Below are 25,331 nucleotides of genomic sequence, written 5' to 3' on the forward strand. Positions count from 1 at the left end.
CATAAACCTAAAATGACAACACTGATGTTTTAATTATTTGCAAACAATTCCATTAGCTTCGCAGAAAAGTCTCCCCTCTCTCCGATCTAACTTAGGCTCATATCACGGTTACTTCTTTTTAAAGCCGTAGATAATTGTCTGAGTCGTTCACTTACTTCTAAATTAAACTCCTGTGATTTTAAATTTCTTGGCAACTCAGCTAAAAGTTGAGGATTTTCTTTATACCATTCATTTTGAGCCACACCTGCCCACGTTCCCTCCTTCTCTCGAAAAAGATCAACTAATCCTCTTAATTCTTGGATACAATAAGACTCAAACCCTGCTGCTTCAAAAATACCATTGCGTAAGTATTCTTCAAAAGCATTTATATCGTTAGTAACTTCAAAGGTAACAATATCTCTGGCTGATTTTAATTCGTCAGATAAATCCATGACTGTATCAATTGTCATACCAATAACATTTTTAGCGATTTCCGCTACACCTAAAACTTGTTGACGTAGATCCGCCTTAAAGAGTAAATCAGAGCCATATTTAACATACTTTTTGAGGACTCTAAAAGCAGGTTCATCTCCTTGATAATAATTATCTATCAACTCAACATCAGCCCCCAAAGATTTAACAATTTGGCTTCGGGTATCGCTATTAACTGGACCACGAATTAATGCTTCGGCAACGGGACGAGCAAATCTTAAAAATAAAACACTTAGACTATTTTCTAAACGAGTTAGAAATTCTTGCTCAGAATAACCAATTAATCGGTCTTTAACTTGATGACTTCCCCATAATAAGGATGACATATAATCCACTAATTTTAAGGCTTCATCCTTTAATTCGGCGGCTAATTGTCGGGCAAGGGCATCTAAAAACTTTCTAATATCGGCATATAAATCATCTCGCCAAGCATAATTAGCTCTTGCTTTGTCGAAGTCTGGGAAAGAGTTGGCATCAAAAATTGTCTCTTTTTTTCTTAAGGTTTCTTGTCTTAATTTCTCCATTTCACTTTCTACCAGTTGTTGATAACGTTCTCTAAATTTCTCAATACTACTGGAGGAATGATTATTAACTTTTTCTAAGGGTTTATTAATAACTGATGTTTCATAAAATTTTTGTAAATCTGCTTTAATCTGTTCCCATCGACTTTTCCACCATTCTGAAAAAGATATACGTCTTTTTTCTTCTTCAAAGCGTTGTGCTTCTTCGGGATTTTCGGGAAATTTTTGACTAACCAGATGATAAATTTCTTCTGAGGTATTAACAAGTTTATCGATCGAGGCTTCACACCGTTTTCTGAGAATTTCTACTCGTTCGGTATTAATATAATTAAAGATTTTTTGTTTAATGTTAGGGATTCCAGTACCTTCAGTTTTTAAGATGTCATCGTCTATAATTCCTGTTAAAGTTCTTAGTTTATCTCGAATATTACTGGTTTGACCGATTTCTAATTGAGTATGTTCTTCTGCTAGATTATTTAAGATCAAATAAGCTCCTGCCGAACCAGAAACAATGCGATTGACGGGTAAATTAGCCCGTTTTGACCAATCTTGAGAGGCTTCTGCAATATGAGTTTTCAATGCTTCTGCACTACCTAATGAGTCAATATGACTTAAAAAGACAAATAATTTATCAGCTATGGTTACATTTTTATCCCCTTGTTCGGTAAATTTAATGATCTCTAATTCCGCTTCTCGAATACTGCGAAAACGTTGAATAACAATGACTGCATCACAGTCGGATAACATTTGTTGTGCTTCGTCAACGTGCTTTGCTAACCCAGAATCTGAGCCAGGAACGTCATAAAAAACGATTCCTTCAGCTTGAGCAAGTTTATTGGTATAAAGTCGGGCTTCTAAAACAGCGTGAGCATATTTTTCATCAGCAACGTATTTTTTCAGTTGTTCTCGGATGTCTTCTAGTCGGGTAAAGGGAATGACTAAATTGCCTTCTTGTCTGACTTGTTGTAAGGTAATTTTGTTTTCTTGGATGGTTTTTAAATCTTCATTTGCACCAGCCGTTTCTAATGCTTTGAGGAGATGAATAAATTGTTCTTCCGTGCGAGTTTGTACTTCTAATCTTTGTTCAGATTCACTTTTAACGGAGTAAATTTGAGTGGTGGTAAAGGTACATCTTCCTCCTTTGGCGGGAAGTAAATCACATTCTAACCAAGCGTTAATAAAGGTACTTTTTCCTGCTTTTTCTAAGCCAACAACAGCAATGCGAAATTCTCTTTTTCTCAGTCTTTCCAGTTGACGGTTAGCAGGTTTGGCTTCTTCTATAAGAGTTTCAGTTAATTGGGGGGGAACTTCTGCTTGAGGAAGTTTGGCTAAGTCCACTGCAAAATGTTGGATGTTTAAGACATCACCGAGGAGTGTTTCATAGTATGATGAAGCTGATTTCCAATCCATTTCACTCACTCCTTAAATACGGTTAAATGATTTTAAACTATAGACACTTCCTAGACGACCTAACTTCTTAATTTTACCCTGTGTATTGGAAGGAAGTTCTCGAATATATCCTTTAAGGATAGGTATAGTTTGTACGCCTAAAATATTTTTGCCATCAGGAATATCAATTCTAATATAAAATTTTAATTGACTATCAGCTGAAGGTTCTTGAGAACTATCAATATCTATAGATAGTTTGCCAGCCTCTTCTATTTCAGAACATAAAAAATAGGATGCCGAATCAATTATCTGAATTATCTGATCTCTGTTAATTACTTTTCCTACAGTTAAATCATAAATTGATGATGAAGGAACTGCTAAACATATTGCAGTAGGAATAAATGTGTTGCGACGTTGGTTAATATTATTTTCTGGGTTTAACTGAAGTATTGAGGAATTTTTACTTAACAGTTTTCGAGACAAATATAATCCAATTAAAATAACGGATGTAAATACGATCAATTCTATTTTGTATTGATTATCATTGCTATTTAAAGCGTCGATAATTTTTTGTCGAAAGTCTTCAAAATAATTTTTAAATGATTCGAGAGAATTTTTCATGATACTGTTCTCACTAACTTTTTTTTGTCTGGCTATATAAACTGTATATATAATGTTATCAAGAATCTTTAGGTCTTCATTTAAAGGAGAAGTATTGCCAATCCCATATTTTTGACAAAGTTGTTCAGCTTGAACTTCATCTAAAATAAAATAAACGACAGAGTTTAAAGTACCTATTTTTTGATCTTTAATATGAGGATAAACTTTGTCCATGAGTTGTTTATAGTTTTTATCAAAATCATTACTATCCACTTAAGTTAACACCCTCCTCTTTCTCCTGAAGTTTACCCAGTTGAGAAAATTCTTGTTCTAATTTTTTTGCTTTTTGTTGCATCGGTTTCCAAACATTTTGCTGTTTTTGGTAATCAAAAGTAACTTCGTGTATAGCTTTCTCTAGTCTCTCTCTATATTGATTAAGAATTGTATTGTTAACAATTTCTACATTTGTTGTTAAATCATTAATTTGCGACAATAACCATTGTACAACTTGCTTTAACATATCAGGTTCAAATTTTTTCAACTGTTTTTTCCAGTCTGTAACAATTATTTTAGTGCTAGGAACAATAGCATTATCACTAGAACGAGTTTCTTTTTTACGAAAAATACCTAACCAATATTTCCAACTTCTATACTGCACAGTATATTCTTGAGGAGTAATATCAAATTTGGATTCAAAACTTAACTTAAGAAAATTTAACTCTTTCGTAATCTGTCCAAGTTTAGAAGTAGGAAATCTAATAATAATATTTGGAGCAATATCATTTCCACCCTTCTCTAAATAAGCAAGATGAAACTTGAATAATTCTGAAACAGCTTCATACATTCTATTTATTTCCTGTGTGGATAATTTATATAATACTTGTGCGACAATTTGATTTAAACTACTCGATAATTCATTTAATCCATCATTGATTTCTTTAAGTTTCTTTTTGTCGTCATCATTTTTCGCTTCTATTTCTTGACCATCCTTAGCTATAGAATAGCTGTAACCTGAGTTTATTAATCTTCTTAAGTTATTTTCCAGCCAAACAATACTCTCAGGATCTGCTTTTTTGAAATGTGGACTATCTAAAGTAATTTTTCCGTTATTTAATGATTCCGATACTGCTTCTAAAATCTGATTAACTCCTCTACTTAATGCTTCTTGCCAATCATAAAGCGGAACTAATTTATTTGCAATTTGTTTGTAAACGTCAGTTTTTTGAAGTTCTTCGACAGCACCTTCTAAACTCATTACTAGGTCTTCCATATTGGGTTGACCTAAGTATTCTTGGCATTTTTGATGAAGTTTCTCAAAAGGGCGGCGTAAATCCTCATTATTTTCTTGAAGAAATTGATTTAAAGAGTGTTCTATGTATTGGATTCTTTCAGATTCCTGCTGATAATTTTCTTTGGAACTATTAAGAATTGCAGTAGTTGTTTGCACTGCCCATTGTGCAATACTATTTCCTGCCGCAACATTAAATCGCTCGATCGCCTGGGGAATAACTAATTTAGGAAAATGTTGAGTAATATGTAAGCTCAAATATTCTTGAAATTCTCCAGCATAAGATTTTTGCCATAAATCTTCAGCTACCCGAATCTTATCTTGACTGGACCAATTTTCTGCTTTTCTGGGTAAATCCTCTAAAATATCTTCGTCAATTAATTGACTACATTTACGGTCAGCATCCCGACAAGCTAAGGTGCTATCATTTTGATTATCACTGCGGATTTGTAAAGCGAATAAAGCAGGTAAAGTACTTAATTTGATAATTTTGAGATTTTCGATCTCTTGGGTGTATTCACTCAATTGTTCGGTGAGTTCTTTTTTTATACTTTGGGTGGTTTTTTCCACAAAACGTCTTTCACTTTCTACCCAATCCCTATCATTTCTGAAAACATCAATCTTGTTGAGAATAAACAACATTCTATCAGGGGAACCCCCCAAACTTTTAACTTGTTCAACGACTTGTAGTAATAGACTTCTAACTTTTTGCGGATCGGTTTCTTGACTGTTGTAGGTAACGAGGCATAACGCTTCTCGACACTGCCTAATGACTTCCATATTGGTTTCATCACCTACATAGGATAGACCTGGTAAATCTAGTAATTTAACCCTTACACCTCTAGGTAAATCTCGTTCATATTCTTTAAAAAGTCTGAAGGGATAATGAATCAAAAATTTCGGATAAGCCAAACTGGATTGATTTTTTTTGTTATCAATATAACTAATCATCACCTGCTCCAAGCGTTGATAAATTCCCTCATCACTAATATTTCTCCATTCACCACATTCCCACGAGGCTTGAGTTGTTTCTTCAATGATTAGAACTTTTTCCTCACTGTATTCGATCGTAACAGATCCTGCACTCATTTCACTTACCGCAGTAGGCACAATATCAGCCCCACACAGAAAATTGACTAAGGTACTTTTACCACTGCTCGTTGTGCCAGTCGTCGCTAAAGTCAGGGTTGGATGACGCAATTCATCGATTAATAACCCTAAAGATTTTTCTAGGTTATTAGAGAGTTCCTCGATTTCACCATGATAGGATTCTGGTAAATGCTGAATAATCTCCGCTTTGAAGTTATCCCAGTAACCTGCAAGGAGGTTAGCCTTGTTTTCTACCGATTGGAAGACTTCATAAGTTTTTTTTGTCATCGCTTTTATATTCTGTCCGAAATCACTTACAACTTAATTGTATTCAAAATTCTCAATAGGGATACAAAAACAAAATATTTCTCATGAATATATGTTATGGAGAAAAAGCGACACTGAATTTGTCACTTTGAATAAAAAGAAAAGCGACATTGAATCTGTCATAAATTTGACAAACGACATTGAATCTGTCACTAAAATTAATGGTACAAAATTAGTACAAAATGGCTATAATGAAGAGCAGAAAGAATTTATAGCCGATGACAGTAATTTGTCATCACGTCATTTAATTTGGCACTGTACACAAGTGTACACTGTTACTTGTCCCTTATTGCCCAATTTAATTACCGATAAACAGATTAAAGTTCGATCGAACAGCACCGCAGAAGATCGAGTTTTGAAGGTGTGATCGAAGGTTTTAAAATTTGATAAGATGATTTAATTACTAAGAATGAGGATGCAAATTTTTTACCTTTGTAAGTTTTGTTGAATGAGGGAAATTCCCTCACTCTGAAATCTAAGCGGAAAGTAACGCTTCTACAAATTCATAGCTAGAGAAAGGGCGTAAATCTTCAATGCCTTCTCCTGCACCAATAAACCTTATGGGTAAATTCAGTTGTTGACATACCGCAAGAGCAACACCGCCTTTAGCTGTGCCGTCTAACTTGGTTAAAACAACCCCCGTTAATTGTGCCGCTTCTGAGAATACTTGGGCTTGTCTGAGTCCATTTTGTCCTAAAGTGGCATCTAGTACCAATAATGACTCTACATGGGCGTTTATGGCTTTTTTATCGATGATACGGCGGATTTTGCTTAATTCTTCCATTAAGTTCTTTTTATTTTGTAATCTTCCTGCGGTATCTACCAATAATAAATTTGCTTCCCGTGCGATCGAAGCGGTAATACCGTCAAAGACAACGGCGGCGGGATCGGTATTTTGTCCTTGATTAGCAATGACAGGAGTATTGGTTCTTTCACCCCATACTTTAACTTGTTCTACGGCAGCAGCACGGAAGGTATCGGCGGCGGCGATGACGCATTTATAACCTGATGTTTGCGCTAAATGGGCTAATTTACCGATCGTAGTGGTTTTGCCTACACCATTCACCCCTGTTAACAACCAAATATTGAGTTTTCCTTCTTCGGGGTCAAATTCGGTTTTTGTCAGTTTTTTGAGGGGTTCGTCTAATACAGACTGTAAAATTTCTTTTAAATAAGCAATGGCTTCTTCGGGTGGTAAGGCTTCCTCTTTTAGTTTATTTTGTAAAGTCGTAATGATATAGTCGGTGGCTTCGATACCCACATCAGCACTTAATAACATCGCCTCGATTTCCATTACCGCCTCTTGATTGAGAGGTCCTTGTCCGACAACAGATTTCAGTTGATTAATTAAATTACGGCGAGTTTTGCCTAAGCCTTGACGGAGTTTTTTCAGCCAAATAAACTCATCTTCGGACACATCTTCGGGTAATCGTCCTTGATTGGCTAATACCTGAGCTGACCATAAGAAATCTTCGTCTAGCTCTTGTTCTTCCTCAATAGCGGTTTCTTTTAATACTTCCAATCGATCGGACTTTTGCAACCAAGCGGGAACATTTTGCTCGATCGAATCTTCTTTTACAACATCTTCTGTGGAGACAGTTTCTGTTTCAGTGGTAGAAGGTTCTATTTTTTCTGTGATTGTTTCAGAATCAGATTCGGAGGCTTTTTCCTCTGTGTCTGTTTCTTGTAATTGTTGTTTTTGTTTTTGAATATTAGCAAAGGCGGTTTTTGCCCATTCTAAGGAGGCTTGATCTGCTATAGGGGTTGTGGTTTCTTCGGTTTTTGTCTCCGAAGATTTATTTTCTACCACTGGCGCAGGAGTTTGATTTTCTTTATTCTCTTTATTACGGCGAAACCAATTAAACATAAAAGATTATAATTAAATGTGATGAATATTTATCTCGACTTAGGCAATAATAACTATATTCTGTCATTGCGGTGAGGCGCGTTGCGAGGCAACGAAACAACCTGAAGCAATCTCAATTATTGATTTCTAGTGCAAAATGCGTAAGTCTTATTCTATTTACTTTAACTTAAATTCGTTATGGTCTTCTTTTTCACGATTCACAGTATCAAAAAAGAATGTAAAATAACAAATACATTCCAAATCTTAATCTAATGTTATAAAATTATTTTTTCACCTATCCTCATCAAATACAAATTATTCCTTCGTCAAATACATATTATTGCCATGAAAGTCTCGATCGAACTGCCCAAAAAAATCCTCTATTCATCCTTAATCACTTTATCTGTTTTAACCCTAAGTGTTTTCGGTTTCTCCAGTCAATTCAAGTTTAATGAAGTTCAAGCTGTAGCACAAGGACAACCTTTAACGGTTCGATCGGACGTGCAAGAAGCTAACTCTGAAACAGGAGTAATCACCGCTAGGGGAAATGTCTATATCAACTATCCTGCTCGAAATCTTCAAGCGACTTCCACCCAAGCCCAATATTTTAGTAGAGAAAGACGCTTAGTATTAACAGGAAATGTTTATGTTTTACAAGATGGCAACACCATGAGAGCAGAGACTATGACATACTTAATCGATGAAGGGCGTTTTATTGCTACTCCTGAAACTAAACAACAAGTAGAATCAATTTATTTAGTAGAAGAAAATGAAAATCAAACTAGATAGTGTATAGTGTATAGTGTATAGTGTATAGTAAATAATTCCTCATTTCTCATTGCTCATTCTTAATTCCTCTCTATAATGAAATTATTATTAGATAATGTCCACAAATACTATGGTAAAAGATGTATTGTCAATCGAGTAAATCTCAAGGTTTCTCAAGGAGAAATTGTCGGTTTATTAGGACCAAATGGAGCAGGTAAAACCACAACTTTTTATATTACCACTGGTTTAGTTAAACCCAATGAGGGTAAAGTTTATTTGGATGAGGAAGATATTACTAAATTACAACTCAATCAACGAGCAAAATTAGGTATTGGTTATTTAACTCAACAGGCTAGTATTTTTCGTAATTTAACCGTCAAAGAAAATATACTATTAGTATTAGAACAAACTAACCCTTCGGCTCGTTTTCGTAAAATGCGTTTAGAACAATTAATTGCTGAATTTCGTTTGGATAAAGTAGTAAATACTCAAGGTTCTCAGGTATCGGGGGGAGAAAGACGTAGAACCGAGTTAGCAAGGGCGTTAGCGGTAGGTAAAGATGGACCTAAATTCCTTTTGTTAGATGAACCATTTGCGGGAGTTGATCCCATTGCCGTATCAGAGATTCAAGATATTATCGCTGGACTCAAGGAACGAGGTATGGGTATTCTGATTACAGATCACAATGTGAGAGAAACTTTGGCTATTACCGATCGATCGTATATTATGAGAGAAGGTCAAATTTTAGCATCAGGTACGGGAGAAGAACTTTACAATAACCCCCTCGTTAAACAATACTATTTAGGAGATAATTTTCAAGTCTAAACCTCATGGAAAAAGAACGTTTTTCAATACCATTCCCCCAAATATCCGTAATGGATCGATATATTACGATCGAACTATTATTACCCTTTCTCTTTGGGATAGGCTTGTTTACCTCTTTAGGATTATCCATCGGCACACTATTTGAACTCATCCGCAAAGTAACCGAGTCTGGATTATTATTAAGCGTTGCCGTCAAAATTTTACTGCTAAGAATGCCCGAATTTATCGCCTTAGCATTTCCCATGTCAGTATTACTCGCTACCCTCATGGCTTATAGTCGCCTCTCTAGTGATAGCGAAATAATTGCCCTTAAAAGTATCGGCGTTAACGTCTATCGTTTAATTTTACCTGCTCTTATGTTGAGTCTTATCGTCACGGGCATAACCTTTTTTATCAACGACGTAGTTAGCCCCTCAGCCAATCGAGAAGCTACCTTAACCCTACAAAAAGCACTCGATCGAGTCCGCCCCACCTTCAAAGATCGCAACATCTTATATCCCGAATACACCACCGTAGAACACGAAGACGGTAGCCGTCACTCAGTATTAGTGCGTTTGTTCTATGCCGAAGAATTTAACGGCGAACAGATGAAAGACTTAACCATTTTAGACCTTTCCAGAGACGGAGTAAACCAAATTTTAACCTCCAAAACCGCCACATGGAATATAGGGGAAAACGTTTGGGATTTTTTCAACGGTACAATTTACTTGATTTCTCCCGATGGTTCATACCGTAATATAGTGCGTTTTGAACATCAACAATTAGCCTTATCCAGAGCGCCTTTAGATTTAGCGCAAAGACCGCCAAGTTATGATGAAATGAGTATAGCCCAAGCTAGGGAACATTTAAAGATTGTTAAATTAAGTGCCAATGAAAAAGAAATCCGTAAAATCTTAGTCAGGATTCAAGGCAAAATATCTCTACCCTTTGTGTGTGTAGTTTTTGGCTTAATCGGGGCGGCTTTGGGAGTGCGCCCTCAAAACACCAATAAAGCCACGAGTTTTGGTATCTGTGTTGGTTTAATTTTCTCCTATTACCTTCTTTCCTTTGTCAGCGAATCCATGGGCGTATGGGGCATTTTAACACCGTTTATGGCGGCATGGTTGCCCAACTTCTTGGGATTGGGTACGGGTACATGGTTATTAATTCAATCCGCAAAATAGTGAATAGTGAATAGTGAATAGTGAATAGTGAATAATGAATAGTGAATAGTGAATAGTGAATAGTGAATAGGGAATAATGAATAGTTGTTAATTGTTAATTGTTAAAAGGGTAGATGACTACCATCCCAAGAAAAAAACTTCCCTGTATCTTTAATAGTTAACTTACTTATTACCGATAATAATTGTTGAGTGCAAAGATTTACAGAAAAAAGTTTTTCAGAGGGTACATTTTTTTGAAAAGGTAAAGATAATTGAGTATCAGTTGTACCCGGATGTAAAGCCACCACGATCGAACTTTTACTAACCCGACTATACTCGATCGAGATATTTTTAATCAACATATTTAAACCCGCCTTCGACATCCGATAACCATACCAACCCCCTAAATGATTATCCTCAATACTGCCAACCTTAGCGGAAATAATCCCAAAAACACTAGAATCTGAATGTTTGAATAGAGGTAATAAATGTTTTGCCCAAATACCAGTGGGAATTGTGTTAACTCGAAAATAGTGCAATAAATTATCAGCGTTAAGGTGTTTAAGGCTTTTCTCAGGTTGCAAATCCTTCTCATGGAGAATACCCACACAATTAATCACTAAATGTAAATCTTTCACCCTAGAGAGAATAGTTTTAACAGCATTTTCGATGTCAGTCTCTTGGGTAACATCTACCTTAACAGGGATAACTTTTTCTGTAGATAAACCTTCCAGTTGTTTGAGACTATGACGATAAGTCGCAAAAATATAATTAACATCAGGTTGCGTCATTAACTGTTGCACAAAACCATTGCCAATACCTTGACTACCACCAATAATTAAAACATTTTTTTTCGTGAGCATCGATCGATTAACCTGATTTCGCTAAAATAATTAATTCTCAGATAAGCTAAGACGCATTTAACTTACATTTTTTATTAATTTGTGAAAATGACTGAAAGTCTTAACTCTTCCCTTTTCCCTCTTCCCTTTTCCCTACCATCACCAGTAAACTTCAATAGACATCTTCAAAAATACAGGCAAGATACCTGTTCTACGGTAATAAAATCATAATTTCTGGAGAAGTCTAATGCAAATTAGCTTATTTAACCAAATCTTCCGCTAACATAATCTTTGGTGGACTGTTCTTCTGGATTACTAAATATTTTTTCAGTCTTGTCATATTCCACTAAATAACCGACTTTACTTCCTTTCCCTACTGCTTCCGCATTGAAAAAGGCTGTCATATCCGCTACCCTCGTGGCTTGTTGCATATTGTGGGTGACGATTACGATCGTATAGTTCTCCTTTAACTCCTGCATTAATTCTTCTACTTTTAGGGTAGAAATAGGATCAAGGGCAGAACAAGGTTCATCCATAAGTAATACTTCGGGTTCGGCGGCGATCGCCCTTGCAATACACAATCTTTGTTGTTGTCCTCCTGATAGAGAAAAACCACTTTCTCCTAACTTATCTTTTACTTCATCCCACAAAGCCGCACGGCGGAGAGAAGTTTCTACTAACTCGTCTAAATCCCCTTTATAACCGTTCACCCTTGCACCATAGGCAACATTATCATAGATAGTTTTAGGGAAAGGATTAGGTCTTTGAAATACCATGCCAATACGTTTCCTTACTTCTACAGGATCAATATCCTTAGCGTATAAATTTTGTCCGTGATAAGTGACAACACCATGAATTTTAAAAGAGTTAATTAAGTCATTTAAGCGATTTAAACATCGTAAAATAGTACTTTTACCACAGCCCGAAGGACCAATAAAAGCAGTGATTTTTTTGGTAGCAATATCTAAATTGACATCTCTGACTGCCTTATGACTACCATAAAAAATATCCACACCTCTTAATTCAAATACTGGAATATTAAGAGATTCTTCTTCATTTATTAATGATTCTTGCATGATTTTTTTTGCTATTTAATATAATTAATTGATTAAAAATAAAGATTGCTTCGTACCTCGCAATGAGAGAATATCTATTGACTAAGTTAAGACTAATAAATCTTTCTACGGGTGGCTAAACGAGCCAGAATACTTGTACCTAATACTAAGAATACCAAAATTAATGACCCCGCCCAAGCTAATTCTTGTTGTGGTTTAAAGGGTAAAATAGCAAAGTTATAGACTAGCACGGATAAAGTGGCAATGGGTTCTTTTAATCCTTGTACAGATACATTAGGCCAAAAATTAGAGAATAAGGCGGTAAAGATTAAAGGTGCGGTTTCTCCAGCCGCCCGTGCGATCGCAAGAGTAACACCTGTAATGATACCGGGTAAAGCCGCAGGAAGCACTATTTTAATCACGGTTTGATACTTATAAGCACCAACCCCTAAAGCCGCCCAGCGAATTTCTTGGGGTACAATTTTTAAGGCTTCGTCAGTAGTCCGAATAATGGTGGGTAACATCAACACCGATAAAGCAACTCCCCCCGCAATAGCAGAAAAACCAACAACACCACTACCTACTAATAAACCGAAGGCGAAAATCCCCGCAATAATGGAGGGTACACCACTTAAAACGTTAGTGGCAAAACGAATACTGGTGGCGAATTTATTATTATTACTAAATTCCGAGAGATAGACGGCGGCTAATACTCCAATGGGTACAGCAATAATTACAGCTATACCAACTACGACTAAAGTACCAATAATGGCATTAGCTAAACCCCCTTCACTTAATCCGGGGGGAGGCGGTAATTGGGTAAATAAATCAAAATTGAGACGACTAAAACCTTGTACAATGACAAAATAAAGTACTGCAATTAAAGGAACTAAAGTTGCTATTAAACATAAAGCACTTAATCCCGTCATAACTGATCCTAAAATAACTCTAGGACTAGAGGATTTCTTTTTTAAACTACCGATACTAAGAGTACTCATAATTAAGAATTAAGAATTGAGAATTGAGAATTAAGAATTAAGAATTGAGAATGAATAGCTGATTTAAGATTGCTTCGTTACCTCGCAATGACAATTAATTTGTTTTATTCGTATTTGGCTTTAACTTGACTAACAATGTATTCAGCAAGGATATTGACGATTAAGGTTAAAATCATTAACACTAAACCTGCGTACATCAGAGCTGAAATTTGTAAACCACTGGCTTCAGCAAATTGATTGGCAATAAGGGATGCGATCGTATTAGCAGGGTCTAAAATAGAGATACTGATACGGTTAGAGTTACCGATAATCATGGTAGCCGCCATGGTTTCTCCCATAGCACGACCTAAAGCTAACATAATTCCGCCCATAATGCCTGAAATTGCCGCAGGAATTAAAACTCGGAAAATGGTTTCCCAACGGGTTGCACCCAATCCGAGGGAGGCTTGACGTAAATCAGGGGGTAAAGAAGCTAGGGAATCACGAGAAATGGCAATAATAATCGGTAAAATCATAATCGATAAAACAATCCCCGCAGGTAACATACCGGGTCCGGCGGGAGTACTACTAAATAGAGGAAACCAACCAAAATTTTCATTAAGCCATGTGCCAAAAGTAGTCGTCAAAGGTATTAAGACAAAAATCCCCCATAAACCATAAACCACACTGGGAATAGCGGCTAATAATTCGACTAAAAATACTAATACAGTCCGAATTTGTTCGGGTATAAAGTCTTCACTCAAAAATACTGCCGCCCCAACTCCTAAAGGAATGGCAATTAATAGGGCGATTAGAGAGGATACGATCGTACCGTAAATAACCGCAATTACCCCGTATTCATCGGTGACGGGATTCCAGTTACTATTGGTAAAGAAACTAAAATTAAACTCTTTAATGGCAGGAAATGCACCTACGGCAACAATGAGAGCTACACTAATCAAAATTAAGCCAATGCTTAAAGCAAAGGCAAGGGTTAACCATTCAAAACCTCGATCGAAGGTTTTTTCAAAAGGGGATCTTTCCCTCAAGATTGGATTGTTAGAAGGATCGGAGTGTGTCATTTTACTTATAGTTATACTTTTATAATCATTAGTGTCAAATCTTCTTGATTCTAAGAAGTTGATATGTTTTAATTTTTAATATATGATTTTTGTAGTAATTGTTACTAGATTACCATTAATTAATTTCCTCATGGGCAGGAAAGTTAATCAAAATAATTGATTGGATTCTTTCCTTACCTGATTCAACAATTATTCCCTATAACCTAAACCATGAAGGTTAAATTTTAGTTAACCTTTATAGTAAAATCTGGACTAATTTGATCCGCTACTTTTGCCACCGTTTCAATTACGTTTTGAGGTAAAGGAATATAACCTAAATCTGAGGCTACGTCTTGCCCATAGGTTAAAGCATATTGAATCATGGCTTCCATAGCAATGGCGATGTTAGGATCATCATACTTTTGATAAGCTAAAATCCAAGTGTAGGTGACAATGGGATAGGAATTTTCTCCGGGGGGATCAGAAATAAAAGCGCGTAAATTTTCTGGTAATTCTACATTAGCCAGTGCATTTGTACCTGTTTCTTCGGTGGGAGCGATAAAATTACCTTCTTTATTTTCGAGAATTGCCATAGGAATATTATTTTTCTTGGCAAAACCGTATTCTACATAACCGATCGAACCTTGATTTTGTTGAATAATCGCCGTCACCCCTTCATTGCCTCTACCTCCTAAAAAGGTAGCACCCTGACGACCCCATTGAACAGAAGTTCCCTGTCCTATTTGCGTATTCCATTCTTCGCTAATATCGGCTAAATGTTTGGTGAATACCCCAGTTGTACCACTACCATCAGAACGATGAACAAAGGTAATATTTCGATCGGGTAAGGTTAAATCGGGATTGTCGGCAACAATTTTAGGATCATTCCAACGAGTAATTGTACCCAACGCAATACCCACATAGGTATCTCGGCTTAATTTTAACTCCTCTATTCCGGGTAGATTATAGGCAAAGACGATCGATCCTGCGGTAACTGGTAAAAGCAAAACACCTCTACTCACCGCACTCATCTGTTCATCACTCATGGCAACATCACTAGCCCCAAAATCCACTGTTCCTCTGGTGAATTGTTCAATACCAGCGCCACTACCTACGGATTGATAGTTAACCTGTAAATTTGGTACTAGGCGATTTAAAAGAACGAACCAGTTTTGATATAGGGGAGCGGGAAAAGTTGCCCCTGCACCCGTGAGAGTCAAAGGACTGGTAAAAGGAACGGTAATTGTAGGAGGTTCTCCATTTTTTCCTACCCCTTCTCGATTCTGATTATTACCACAGGCGTTTAAGCTCAGGGCAAAAGTAAGCAATGTGAGAGATTTGATTAATCGACTTTTGATGATTACCATGATTTTGGCTTTGTATTTAATTTCTCTCTATAAAGTAAAGGAAGAAGATTAAATTCTAGTTAACGTTAATCGTAAAATCTGGAGTGATTCGATCCGCAACTTCTGCTACTTGTTCTCTGACATTTTGAGGCAATTTAATATAACCTAAACCGATAGCTACTTCTTGACCTTCGGTTAAGGCGTATTGAATCATGGCTTCCATAGCGATGGCTTTATTAGGATCATCATATTTTTCATAGGCTAAAATCCAACTGTAGGTGACAATGGGGTAAGAATCTTCACCTTCGGGATCGGTAATAAAAGCTCTTAAATTCTCAGGCAATTCTACGGCGGCTAAAGTAGCGGAAGTGGTAGCATCTTCAGGATAAACAAAAGCACCCGATTTATTTTGTAAACTGGCTTTGGGAATATTATTATTAACGGCATAACCGTACTCAATATAACCGATCGCGCCTTCTGTTTGTTGAATAGTAGCTGTTACTCCTTCATTACCTTTACTACCTAAAAATGTACCCCCAGAACGTCCCCATTGTACGGTAGTTCCTTCTCCCACTTTTTCTTTCCATTCGTCGCTAATAGCGCTCAAATGCTTGGTTAAGAATCCTGTCGTACCACTACCATCGGAACGATGCACAAAAGTAATATTTCGATCGGGTAAAGTTACATCAGGATTATCGGCGACAATTTTAGGATCATTCCAACGAGTAATTTTACCTAGTGCCATGTCCACATAGGTTTCCCTACTTAATTGTAGTTTATCAACTCCGGGTAGGTTGTAAGCAAATACAATTCCTCCAGCAGTTACGGGTAACAATAACACTCCTCGATCGACTTTGGCTATATCTTCATCTTTCATTGCCACATCACTAGCACCAAAATCAACATTCTGCTGAATAAATTGCTCAATTCCTGCACCACTACCTACAGATTGATAGTTAACTTGTAATTTAGGCACTTCTCTATTTAAAGAAACAAACCAGTTTTGAAATAAAGCGGCGGGAAAAGTCGCTCCTGCACCAGTCAAATTGACAGTACTATCAAAAGGAACACTAATAGAAGAAGTAGAAGTTTCGCCTCCTGTATCTCCTCCACCAGTGGTAGTGGTTTCACCACCGCCCCCGCCACAAGCAGTCAAACTCAAGGCAAAAGCTAATACAGACAAAGAACTAATAAATTTATTTTTACTCTTAATCATAGTAATTTTCAAAATTATTTTTATATTTAGACTATTCAGCTTTTTATAATAGTATAGTGTTGACTTTTTTTTGGTAAAGAAAAGGTTAAGAACTTAAAATTTCGTAAAAAAAAGAGACTCTTTTCTTTAAATCTTGTAAAATCATAAATAGAAAATACTCATATTTTTAACTCTAATAATATATGAAAGGTTAAGAATAAATTAAGAAATTTTCCCTTAGCTTAATCGCTTTTTTCTCTGTCTAAAATAAACAGAAAATTCACTTCAATCCTTTACTACCTAATTATTTACTAATTTTTATGCTTAATAAAAAGTTATTATCTAGTCAAAAAACGATCGTTTCGGGTTTAATGTTATCGTTGTTATTAACTGCTTGTGGAGGCACAAAAACAGAGGAGTCAAAAACTGTGTCGATCGATGGTTCAAGTACTGTTTTCCCTATTACTAATTTGATTGTGGAAAAATTTAATGCTTTAGACTCTGATGATATTAATGTGGAGTCTAATTTTTCGGGATCGATCGGCGGATTTCGTAATTTTTGTCAAGGAAAAACCGATATTAATAACGCTTCTGTACCGATTCCTGAACGTTTTATGGAGGAGTGTAAAAAAAATGGGGTTGCTTATATTGAGTTACCCGTTGCCTTCGATGCTTTAACGGTGGTTACTCATCCTAGCAATGATTGGGCAAAAACCATGACAGTGGAAGAATTAAAAACTATCTGGCAACCTTCTGCCGAAAATTCGATCGTGGGTTGGAATCAAGTTGATAGTCAATGGGCTGATAAACCCCTTAATTTATTTGGTCCGGGTAAAGATTCTGGTACATTTGAATACTTTACTCTAGCCATTGTCGGAGAGAAAGCCAGTCGTAACGATTATGTATTTAGCGAGGATGATGACGCTTTGGTTAATGGTGTAGCACAAGACCCGAATGCTTTGGGTTATTTCGGTTATGCTTATTATTCACAACATCAAGACAAGTTACAGGCAGTTTCGATCGATAACGGAAATGGAGCTATAATGCCTTCTGATGCCACTATTATTGATAATACTTATCGTCCTTTAACTCGTCCATTATTCATCTACGTTAACGCTAAAAGTGCGCAAAATAATAGAGCATTAGCACAATTTGTGGACTTTTATTTAAGTAATGCGTCTAAAGTTGTTCACGAAGTGGGTTATTTACCATTGCCTGAGTCAGCTTATGGTGTGGCAAAAATTCATTTCCAAAAAAATAAAGTTGGTACAGTATTTAATGGTCAACCCATATTAAATGCTACCATTAATGAGTTATTAACTAGAACTTATGCTTCAGAAGGCAAAGAGGGATATGTTTATTAATCCTTCCATTCAATACCTGACGATTTTATGAGTTGAAACCATTGGATTGAGATTCAGTGGCACAGGCATCTTGCCTGTATCAACTAGTTTTCCTTCACCGATAATTTATATCGAAGTCAGCTATCAATAAGGTAAAATCAAGGATGACTTAAAGTAGGAATTGTTATGCGAATATTTGTTAGTACTGGCGAAGTATCAGGAGATATGCAAGGGGGATTGTTAATACAAAAACTCTATCATCAAGCTCAACAGCAGGGAATCTCCTTACAAGTTGAAGGATTGGGGGGAGAAAAAATGCGATCGGCAGGTGCTAACATTATTGGTGATACTACTGCTATTGGTTCGATCGGACTGTTAGAAGCGTTACCTTTTGTTTTTCCTACATTACAAGTTCAAAAAAAAGCCAAGCAATATTTAGCGAAAAATTTGCCCGATGTTATCGTCTTGATTGATTATTTAGGACCGAATTTAGCTATTGCCTCTTATTTTAAACAAAAATATCCTCACATTCCTATTATTTGGTATATTAGTCCTCAATTTTGGGTGTGGATTCCCAGAAAAAAAGATTTAGATGATTTGTTAAAAGTTACGGATAAAATTCTGGCTATTTTTCCTCAAGAAGCAAAGTTTTATGAGGATAAAAATATCGAAACTGTTTATGTAGGGCATCCTTTAGTCGATCGAATTAAAACCGCCTCTAGCAAAGAAATTGTTAGGGAAAAATTAGGTATTAAAGAAGAAGAAAAGATGATTGTTTTGTTACCGGCTTCTCGTCATCAGGAGTTAAAATATTTGTTACCTGTGATGTTAGAATCTGTACAAAAAATTCAAGAAAAAAATCCTAATATCAAATTTTATTTACCTGTTTCCTTACCTAAATATCGTCAAAAAATTGAACAATTAATTAATCAATATCAAGTAAAAATTAATCTTTTTGAAGGAAATATTTTAGATATTTTACCCGCAGCAGATTTAGCAATTACCAAGTCTGGTACTGTTAATATTGAATTAGGTTTACTGAAAATTCCTCAAATTGTTATTTATAAAGTCAATCCTATTACTATTTCGATCGCACGAAATATTTTACGTTTTTCTATACCTTTTATGTCTCCTGTTAATCTTGTTTCTATGAAGGAAATTGTGCCTGAATTATTGCAAGAAAAAGCCACTGCTGAAAATATTTTTAACCTTGCTCAAGATTTATTATTTAATTTCGATCGACTAAAGAAATTAGAGTTAGACTATCAAGAAATGATCCAAATTTTAGATAATGGAGTGGACTCCGTGAGTGAAAATGCGGCTCAAATAATTTTAGAAACCAATAATAATTTTCAAGGAAAAAATTAAAAAAATAAAGGGAAAAGTAAAACAAAATATAATTATTATGCTATCTTTAAAAGTTACAATTTCCTGATTAGGATAATGACCTTTATACATAAATCCTAAAGATAAAAAACCTAAAACATAAACTAAAATTGTAAATAAAATAATAGTAATTAAACCTAACAAAATCTTAAATAATATCATATATTTACTTTAATCTTTATTGTGTATAGATGTTTGGTTCTTATTTTACTAAATATGCTATATTATATTTAAAGATTTAAAATTGTACCGTCAATTTAGCTAAAGTATTCTTTAATTTGACAATACCAATAGGTTTACTAATATAATCATCCATCCCCGCATCTAAACATTTTTGTCTATCTTCTTCTAAAATATTCGCAGTAACAGCAATAATAATTGGTTGTTTTGTATCGGATTGACGAATTTTTTGGGTAGCAGTAATACCATCCATTTTCGGCATTTGCATATCCATTAAAATCACATCATAAAATTGTTTTTCTAACATCTCTAAAACTTCTAAACCATTATTGGCAATATCCGCAGTATAGCCTATTTTTTTGAGGGTTAATAATCCTACTTTTTGATTAACTTTATTGTCTTCCGCTAGAAGAATTTTTAATTGAGGTAATTCATTTTTAGGCTGGGGTTTATCAGATTTTGCCTCTGAAAAATAATTAGGACTTAAATTGCAATGTAAAACTTCTTTAACTTGAAAAGTAAAATAAAATGTTGAACCTTGAATATGAGGTTTATCGTATATATAATTAACCTTAGAATACCAATTATCGGGTTGTTTTCCGCCTATCTTACCGTTACTTTCTACCCAAATTGTTCCCCCCATTAATTCTACTAAATTTTTACTAATTGCTAGTCCTAATCCTGTGCCTCCATATTGACGATTAATAGACGCATCTCCTTGGGTAAAGGGTTCAAATAATATATCTATTTTATCTTTATCTATACCAATTCCAGTGTCTTTAATGGTGACTAATAATTGATATTGTAATTCTTCTTTTTCTTCATCAAACTTAAATTTTCGATCGATATTTATGGTAATAAAAACACTTCCTTTGGGTGTAAATTTAATTGCATTACTAATTAAGTTTAATAGAATTTGACGTAATCGAAAACAGTCTCCTAGAAAATAGTCGGGAATATCAGAATCAATGTGGTATTCTAATTTAATGTGTTTTTTTTCTGCTTCTTTAGACATGAGAAGACAGATAGATTTAATAAGTTCAAATAAGTTAAAATATTGTTCTTCTAATTTAATTTTGTTAGCTTCAATTTTAGAAAAATCAAGAATATCATTAATAATAGTTAAAAGACTTTTTCCACTATCTTGAATAACATTAATTAATTCTTTTTGTTCTGTATCTAAATTTGTCAATGATAAAAGTTCAGCAATACCAATTACCCCATTCATGGGAGTCCTAATTTCATGACTCATATTCGCTAAAAATTCACTCTTAGCTTTTGTGGCTAATTCTAATTCAATATTAGTCTTTTTAAGTTTTTGAGTAATGGCTTTTCTTTCCCTTAATTGTTTTTCTAAAATAATAGTATTTTTTTCGATTATACTAGCCATTCGATCGAACGCACAGGAAATTTTAGCTAATTCATCAGAGCCAGAAAGTTGAGTGCGAATGTTTAAATTACCTTGGGAAAAACTGTTACTGGCTGATACTAATTTAGAGACACGGCGAGTTAAAGTTAACTCAAAGAAAAACCATAAAACAATACAACAAATGATTAAAAGAGTAAGGGAAACTACATTTCTTTGGGCAATATTATTAAAGGCTTTTTTTCTGGCAAAATTTAAGTCATATTCAAAAAAAAGAATACCGATACGGGAAGGATGCAATTCTCCGGGTAAGGTATTTAATAACACTGGATAAAGTGCGACTAAACTATCATTATTATTTGACAATAAAATTTGTCCTTGTTGATGATTTCTAATCTGATTAAAGAGAGATAAATGAGATTTTGCATTAGTATTTTCAGCATCAAGATTGATTAATTCATAACGAGTAGAAACTTTGACATTATCATTTTCATCAAATAAAATGACTTTTTTTAAATGTGAGTCACTGCCTAATTGACTAATAATAGTTATAACAGCACTTTGTGTATCTTTTCGGCGATAAAGATAGTCTAAAATTATAGCTGTTTGCCCTGCTGATATTTTTAAATAATTTCTTCCTTCATTTTCCGTATCTTTATAAACTTGTTTGATTTCCTGATAAGAGGAAAATAGCCCTAATAAACCACCACATAATATCAAAATCACCGGAATAGAATATCTAAGGGGAAAAGGAAATTTTGTCATAGAAATTATTGATTATTAGAGAAATTATCCTTCTTGCTCATATCTAATTCAACAAATATGATACTCTATTCTACATCCTAAATTATTTTGTCTGTTCATTATCTTTTAAGGTTACATTTTGTACAAATCGATCGTCAAGAATGCTATCAATGTCCACTGTATTTGACAATAAGTTATTATCTAACATTATTTTGGTTCATTTTTCTATAGCATGAATCAAGGAAGGATCATTTTTACTAAATACTCAGGAAGGGTATAACGTAAATTAGTAAGTCTAGCAGAAACGTCCCATTAATTAAGTATTTTTATTCAAAAAATAAATTAATGTTTCCGTTGTCCAAGTAGCACGACCACATCCAATGAAATCACTGTCTTGAGTCCATATGTCAGCATTTAGCAAGATTGAAATAGCAACTATTTCCCAATCATGAGGATCTCTTGGAATACGATTTTTAGCTTCTTCTTCTAAATGTGAAAATTCAGATAGATGAACTATTTTTATAGTATCATTAATTGTTGATTTCCAAAAACTGAGAGTTTCTTCTCCTAGATAAGATTCAATTTTTTCTTTTTGGATCATCAAGTTTATTCTTTTATTTAATTCATAGCCTGTTTCATTAACAACTCTTTCTGAAATATAAAGATTTAGTCGAGGATGATTAAATAAAATTCGCCCTCTTTTTCTTAGTAGTTCACCGATTAAAATATTAGCATCCACAACTAAACGCATAATTAAAAGGGGAAAGGTTTATTCGGATCTAAAGCATCTATCAATTCATCAACGGTTAAACCGCTTGATTTTGCCATTTTTTCTATATTTTCATTTAGCTTGTTAAAAAGTTGATCTATTTCTTCATGATTTTTCTTTTTTACTCCTATTTTGTTTCTGTAGTATTTTACATCTTTAACTACTTTTTTCGTATCTTGAATATTAGTTGTCATCATAATTTTATTCTCATTTTTAATTCTATTCTTACTTTAACATTTCTATCTGATTTAAGTTAAAACGCATTTAACTTGCATTTTTTACTAATTGAAAAATATAATTTTATCTTTGCAAACGTGCTTTATTACTCATTCTATATCCTCAATTATTTTGTATGTTCATCATCTTTTAAGGTTACATTTTGTACAAATCGATCGTCAAGAATGCTATCAATGTCCACTGTATTTGACAATAAGTTATTATCTAACATTATTTTGGTTAATTTTTCCATAGCCTGAATCAGGGAAGGATCATTTTTACTTAATAAATCTTGATTTTCTTGTAAATTAGGCAATTTTAAGCCATTTAATGACTGCAAAAATTCTTCGGGAGTGACTTGGCTTCTTTTTGCCATGATAGGGGAGACTTCCTCTGGTTTCTTTCTTAAATAATTTAAGCCCTTAAAATGTCCATTGATTAAAGTTTGAATAGTTTGAGGAGAGTTAGTGAGGGTTTCTGTATTAACAATTAAAACATCAACTATTTCCCCCGGTATTTGACTACTATCGAATAGTAAACTTGCACCCATAGCTAAAATTTTGGACTTGGGAGGATAAAATGTGACAATAGCATCAATGTCCCCATTTTTAAAAGCGTTTGTATGCTCAGAAAGTTCCAAAGAAACAATTTTTATGTCTTCTAAAGACATCCCCGATTTTTCTAGCGCACGAGTCAGGAAAAAAGCACCTAAAGCAGTGGATTCTACCCCTACTCTTTTACCTTTTAAATCTTTCATGGTTTTGATTTCTGGTTTTGCTAATATCACATCTCCACCATGGGAAATATTAAAAATGGCGATAATACGAATATTATCCTGAGTTGATGCTAACACTAATGCTTCATCGATCGTCAGCGCAGCGACTTCAATTTCTTCATGACGATAAGCCCTTATCACTTCCGTTGTAGAAGGATAATCCACTAACTTAATATTTGTATCATCGTAGTCGCCTAAATCTCTTGCTAGATATAAAGTAGCATAACCAGGCCAAATATTTGAGCCAATACGCAGGGGGTAAGAAATTTCGGTGGTACAGTTACTTAAAGTGACAGATAAAATACCACTAATCAAAATGAGAATCAGAGATTTGAAAACGCTTTTTTTTCTGTAATGTTTATTCATAGGAATCCTAAGATAGAGAAAAGTTAAGAGTCTGAGTTATTTTTAAACATCAAGATATTAAAAAAGTTATAGCATTCCGAAGCGGTTGTCAGAATTTTATTCCCTCTTCCCCTCAGCAGGGTTTTTTTCAAAGTCGGGGTAAAATTGCATTTTGTTAGTTCAATTTATTGAAGCAAAAATGTTAGCTGTGGAATTTATTACACAGCTAGTTATGAGTCGAAACCATTATCCCAACGTGTAATTCATTACACGTCTAATAGCGATTGTTAAATAAATTTAACTTAATTTTCTCACAAAATATCATGGTTTTTAATAATAATTGATTTTATAATCATAAAAAATGGCTATATTTCTTATTAATTATGGTTTATAGTATATCAAATTTTGAGAATGAAAACACCCTGCTCTTAAAGAAAGGGGAAACTTATTTTTACTTTCTCACGAATGATTTAGGATTGCCCTAGTTTTAAATCTAAGAAAAAACAATCCCAAACTAAACGGGGTTGTACATAACGCATTAATGTTTTTTTGACTTTTTCTAAACCTTCAATTAAATTAATTTTTCTGTGTTTATCCCAATATAAATATTGTAAATAATCTGCTAACCAAATTTGATTTTCTAGCTCTATTTCTTTAGTTATTTCTTTGGCTAAAATTAAGCCTTCTATTACATTATTCGGTAATTTCGATAATTTTGACAGCAAATCTGATGGTATTTCTCTCAATTTTTGCCAGTCTTCGATCGCTTTTCCGGGGCATCCTTGAGACATTTTCATTAATTGAGGATAGTCTAATACTTGAGCGGCATCTTGACGATATAAAACTAATTTCAAATGTTCTTCACTTAAGCGAGAAAAGGGGATAATTTGACATCGAGAAACAAGGGTTGACAAGATAGAATCGACACTAGGGGCAATTAAAATAATTGTAGCTTTCCCCGGTTCTTCTAGGGTTTTTAATAAAGCGTTTCCTGCTGATTCTGCCATTAATTGTGCTGATTCTATTACAACGATCGATCGATCGCTTTTGAGGGGCGGACGTGCTAAAAATTGGCTAATTTCTCTAATTTGTTCAATTCTAATTTTTGGTGCTGTTTTACGTTTTAAGCCTTTTTCTGTGGCTTCTTTAGCAGTTAACAACGTTCCTTTATCGTTGTAAGTTGGTTCAACCCATAAAAAATCTGGGTGGTTTCCTTCGTATAATTTTTTACAGGCGGAGGCATAATTTTCTGTGGGAGAAATCATTAACATTTCTGTAAAACACTTAGCCGCAAAGGCTTTGCCGACTCCTTGCGCCCCGACAAATAAATAAGCCGGTGCAATTCGATCGATTTCGATCGCCCTTTCCAACAATTCTACGGCGAGGGGTTGTCCAATTAATTTTGCTAATGGTTTCATGGTAATTAGAGGTTTGCTAAAGAAGTTTTTTTAGGGAGAAAAGAAGG

General features: G+C 34.6%; 21 protein-coding genes. 6 read left to right on the forward strand and 15 right to left on the reverse strand.

Annotated features, from left to right (window positions below):
- Window positions 1–86: 86 nt before the first annotated feature.
- From ACN4EE_RS00280 to ACN4EE_RS00290, 3 genes are read right to left on the reverse strand one after another with little or no spacing between them, the layout of a single operon-like run.
- Window positions 87–2,402, reverse strand: coding sequence for a dynamin family protein (locus ACN4EE_RS00280; RefSeq protein WP_431704386.1), 2,316 nt, complete (start codon window positions 2,400–2,402; stop codon window positions 87–89).
- 12 nt (window positions 2,403–2,414) lie between these two features.
- Window positions 2,415–3,254, reverse strand: coding sequence for a hypothetical protein (locus ACN4EE_RS00285; protein ID WP_431704387.1), 840 nt, complete (start codon window positions 3,252–3,254; stop codon window positions 2,415–2,417).
- Window positions 3,247–5,646 carry a dynamin family protein gene (locus tag ACN4EE_RS00290; protein ID WP_431704388.1) on the reverse strand — a complete coding sequence of 800 codons (2,400 nt, stop codon included), beginning with the start codon at window positions 5,644–5,646 and terminating at the stop codon, window positions 3,247–3,249. The genes ACN4EE_RS00285 and ACN4EE_RS00290 overlap by 8 nt, the downstream gene beginning before the upstream one ends.
- Before the next feature lie 91 nt (window positions 5,647–5,737).
- Between ACN4EE_RS00290 and ACN4EE_RS00295 the strand changes: the two genes are divergently transcribed.
- Complete coding sequence (locus ACN4EE_RS00295) at window positions 5,738–6,052, forward strand: hypothetical protein (RefSeq protein ID WP_431704389.1); 315 nt, start codon at window positions 5,738–5,740, stop codon at window positions 6,050–6,052.
- A gap of 108 nt (window positions 6,053–6,160) precedes the next feature.
- Here the strand turns inward: ACN4EE_RS00295 and ftsY are convergent, their stop codons facing one another.
- A complete protein-coding gene (ftsY, locus tag ACN4EE_RS00300; RefSeq protein ID WP_431704390.1) occupies window positions 6,161–7,552 on the reverse strand; it encodes a signal recognition particle-docking protein FtsY in 1,392 nt (463 codons plus the stop codon).
- 324 nt (window positions 7,553–7,876) lie between these two features.
- Between ftsY and ACN4EE_RS00305 the strand changes: the two genes are divergently transcribed.
- The 3 genes from ACN4EE_RS00305 to ACN4EE_RS00315 all read left to right on the forward strand — a co-directional run bounded on the left by ACN4EE_RS00305 (window position 7,877) and on the right by ACN4EE_RS00315 (window position 10,287).
- On the forward strand, window positions 7,877–8,320 hold the full coding sequence (locus tag ACN4EE_RS00305) for an LptA/OstA family protein (RefSeq protein WP_431704391.1): 444 nt from the start codon (window positions 7,877–7,879) through the stop codon (window positions 8,318–8,320).
- 75 nt (window positions 8,321–8,395) lie between these two features.
- Complete coding sequence (gene lptB / locus ACN4EE_RS00310) at window positions 8,396–9,124, forward strand: LPS export ABC transporter ATP-binding protein (RefSeq protein WP_431704392.1); 729 nt, start codon at window positions 8,396–8,398, stop codon at window positions 9,122–9,124.
- 5 nt (window positions 9,125–9,129) lie between these two features.
- Window positions 9,130–10,287: an LptF/LptG family permease gene (locus tag ACN4EE_RS00315; protein WP_431704393.1), complete on the forward strand. Its 1,158-nt coding sequence runs from the start codon at window positions 9,130–9,132 to the stop codon at window positions 10,285–10,287.
- A gap of 101 nt (window positions 10,288–10,388) precedes the next feature.
- On the opposite strand, the gene ACN4EE_RS00320 is transcribed toward ACN4EE_RS00315, so the two are convergent.
- The 6 genes from ACN4EE_RS00320 to pstS (ACN4EE_RS00345) all read right to left on the reverse strand — a co-directional run bounded on the left by ACN4EE_RS00320 (window position 10,389) and on the right by pstS (ACN4EE_RS00345) (window position 16,763).
- Window positions 10,389–11,129: an SDR family NAD(P)-dependent oxidoreductase gene (locus ACN4EE_RS00320; protein WP_431704394.1), complete on the reverse strand. Its 741-nt coding sequence runs from the start codon at window positions 11,127–11,129 to the stop codon at window positions 10,389–10,391.
- Window positions 11,130–11,371: 242 nt separating this feature from the next.
- Entirely contained in the window at window positions 11,372–12,184 is an 813-nt protein-coding gene (pstB, locus tag ACN4EE_RS00325; RefSeq protein WP_431704395.1) for a phosphate ABC transporter ATP-binding protein PstB, read from the reverse strand.
- Window positions 12,185–12,276: 92 nt separating this feature from the next.
- A complete protein-coding gene (gene pstA / locus ACN4EE_RS00330) occupies window positions 12,277–13,161 on the reverse strand; it encodes a phosphate ABC transporter permease PstA (protein WP_431704396.1) in 885 nt (294 codons plus the stop codon).
- A gap of 104 nt (window positions 13,162–13,265) precedes the next feature.
- Window positions 13,266–14,231, reverse strand: coding sequence for a phosphate ABC transporter permease subunit PstC (gene pstC, locus ACN4EE_RS00335; protein WP_431704479.1), 966 nt, complete (start codon window positions 14,229–14,231; stop codon window positions 13,266–13,268).
- 215 nt (window positions 14,232–14,446) lie between these two features.
- On the reverse strand, window positions 14,447–15,568 hold the full coding sequence (gene pstS, locus ACN4EE_RS00340) for a phosphate ABC transporter substrate-binding protein PstS (protein ID WP_431704397.1): 1,122 nt from the start codon (window positions 15,566–15,568) through the stop codon (window positions 14,447–14,449).
- Window positions 15,569–15,623: 55 nt separating this feature from the next.
- Window positions 15,624–16,763, reverse strand: coding sequence for a phosphate ABC transporter substrate-binding protein PstS (gene pstS / locus ACN4EE_RS00345; protein WP_431704398.1), 1,140 nt, complete (start codon window positions 16,761–16,763; stop codon window positions 15,624–15,626).
- 299 nt (window positions 16,764–17,062) lie between these two features.
- On the opposite strand from pstS (ACN4EE_RS00345), the gene ACN4EE_RS00350 reads away from it, so the two are divergent.
- Window positions 17,063–18,106 (forward strand): PstS family phosphate ABC transporter substrate-binding protein, encoded by a 1,044-nt coding sequence (locus ACN4EE_RS00350; protein WP_431704399.1) that lies wholly within the window; start codon window positions 17,063–17,065, stop codon window positions 18,104–18,106.
- A gap of 165 nt (window positions 18,107–18,271) precedes the next feature.
- Window positions 18,272–19,453 (forward strand): lipid-A-disaccharide synthase, encoded by a 1,182-nt coding sequence (gene lpxB / locus ACN4EE_RS00355; protein ID WP_431704400.1) that lies wholly within the window; start codon window positions 18,272–18,274, stop codon window positions 19,451–19,453.
- Between the two features lie 256 nt (window positions 19,454–19,709).
- On the opposite strand, the gene ACN4EE_RS00360 is transcribed toward lpxB, so the two are convergent.
- The 5 genes from ACN4EE_RS00360 to ACN4EE_RS00380 form a co-directional block, all read right to left on the reverse strand.
- Window positions 19,710–21,782 carry an ATP-binding protein gene (locus ACN4EE_RS00360; RefSeq protein WP_431704401.1) on the reverse strand — a complete coding sequence of 691 codons (2,073 nt, stop codon included), beginning with the start codon at window positions 21,780–21,782 and terminating at the stop codon, window positions 19,710–19,712.
- A 295-nt stretch (window positions 21,783–22,077) separates the two neighbouring features.
- The gene (locus tag ACN4EE_RS00365; protein WP_431704402.1) at window positions 22,078–22,512 is read right to left on the reverse strand and encodes a putative toxin-antitoxin system toxin component, PIN family; all 435 of its coding nucleotides are present in this window, start codon (window positions 22,510–22,512) and stop codon (window positions 22,078–22,080) included.
- 2 nt (window positions 22,513–22,514) lie between these two features.
- Entirely contained in the window at window positions 22,515–22,727 is a 213-nt protein-coding gene (locus ACN4EE_RS00370; RefSeq protein ID WP_431704403.1) for a hypothetical protein, read from the reverse strand.
- Between the two features lie 146 nt (window positions 22,728–22,873).
- On the reverse strand, window positions 22,874–23,887 hold the full coding sequence (locus ACN4EE_RS00375; RefSeq protein ID WP_431704404.1) for an ABC transporter substrate-binding protein: 1,014 nt from the start codon (window positions 23,885–23,887) through the stop codon (window positions 22,874–22,876).
- A 449-nt stretch (window positions 23,888–24,336) separates the two neighbouring features.
- The gene (locus tag ACN4EE_RS00380) at window positions 24,337–25,284 is read right to left on the reverse strand and encodes a DNA polymerase III subunit delta' (RefSeq protein ID WP_431704405.1); all 948 of its coding nucleotides are present in this window, start codon (window positions 25,282–25,284) and stop codon (window positions 24,337–24,339) included.
- Window positions 25,285–25,331: the final 47 nt, after the last annotated feature.

The organism is Geminocystis sp. CENA526, from assembly GCF_050753365.1.
Taxonomy (GTDB): Bacteria; Cyanobacteriota; Cyanobacteriia; order Cyanobacteriales; family Cyanobacteriaceae; genus Geminocystis.

What these genes read in the sequence shown, in the direction of transcription:
- ACN4EE_RS00380 (WP_431704405.1), bottom strand. Translation starts at nt 25,284, where the DNA reads ATGAAACCATTAGCAAAATTAATTGGACAACCCCTCGCCGTAGAATTG.
- ACN4EE_RS00320 (WP_431704394.1), bottom strand. Translation starts at nt 11,129, where the DNA reads ATGCTCACGAAAAAAAATGTTTTAATTATTGGTGGTAGTCAAGGTATT.
- ACN4EE_RS00365 (WP_431704402.1), bottom strand. Translation starts at nt 22,512, where the DNA reads ATGCGTTTAGTTGTGGATGCTAATATTTTAATCGGTGAACTACTAAGA.
- ACN4EE_RS00375 (WP_431704404.1), bottom strand. Translation starts at nt 23,887, where the DNA reads ATGAATAAACATTACAGAAAAAAAAGCGTTTTCAAATCTCTGATTCTC.
- ACN4EE_RS00360 (WP_431704401.1), bottom strand. Translation starts at nt 21,782, where the DNA reads ATGACAAAATTTCCTTTTCCCCTTAGATATTCTATTCCGGTGATTTTG.
- pstS (WP_431704398.1), bottom strand. Translation starts at nt 16,763, where the DNA reads ATGATTAAGAGTAAAAATAAATTTATTAGTTCTTTGTCTGTATTAGCT.
- lpxB (WP_431704400.1), top strand. Translation starts at nt 18,272, where the DNA reads ATGCGAATATTTGTTAGTACTGGCGAAGTATCAGGAGATATGCAAGGG.
- lptB (WP_431704392.1), top strand. Translation starts at nt 8,396, where the DNA reads ATGAAATTATTATTAGATAATGTCCACAAATACTATGGTAAAAGATGT.
- ftsY (WP_431704390.1), bottom strand. Translation starts at nt 7,552, where the DNA reads ATGTTTAATTGGTTTCGCCGTAATAAAGAGAATAAAGAAAATCAAACT.
- ACN4EE_RS00280 (WP_431704386.1), bottom strand. Translation starts at nt 2,402, where the DNA reads ATGGATTGGAAATCAGCTTCATCATACTATGAAACACTCCTCGGTGAT.
- ACN4EE_RS00290 (WP_431704388.1), bottom strand. Translation starts at nt 5,646, where the DNA reads ATGACAAAAAAAACTTATGAAGTCTTCCAATCGGTAGAAAACAAGGCT.
- ACN4EE_RS00350 (WP_431704399.1), top strand. Translation starts at nt 17,063, where the DNA reads ATGCTTAATAAAAAGTTATTATCTAGTCAAAAAACGATCGTTTCGGGT.
- ACN4EE_RS00305 (WP_431704391.1), top strand. Translation starts at nt 7,877, where the DNA reads ATGAAAGTCTCGATCGAACTGCCCAAAAAAATCCTCTATTCATCCTTA.
- ACN4EE_RS00295 (WP_431704389.1), top strand. Translation starts at nt 5,738, where the DNA reads ATGTTATGGAGAAAAAGCGACACTGAATTTGTCACTTTGAATAAAAAG.
- ACN4EE_RS00370 (WP_431704403.1), bottom strand. Translation starts at nt 22,727, where the DNA reads ATGATGACAACTAATATTCAAGATACGAAAAAAGTAGTTAAAGATGTA.
- ACN4EE_RS00315 (WP_431704393.1), top strand. Translation starts at nt 9,130, where the DNA reads ATGGAAAAAGAACGTTTTTCAATACCATTCCCCCAAATATCCGTAATG.
- pstA (WP_431704396.1), bottom strand. Translation starts at nt 13,161, where the DNA reads ATGAGTACTCTTAGTATCGGTAGTTTAAAAAAGAAATCCTCTAGTCCT.
- pstB (WP_431704395.1), bottom strand. Translation starts at nt 12,184, where the DNA reads ATGCAAGAATCATTAATAAATGAAGAAGAATCTCTTAATATTCCAGTA.
- pstS (WP_431704397.1), bottom strand. Translation starts at nt 15,568, where the DNA reads ATGGTAATCATCAAAAGTCGATTAATCAAATCTCTCACATTGCTTACT.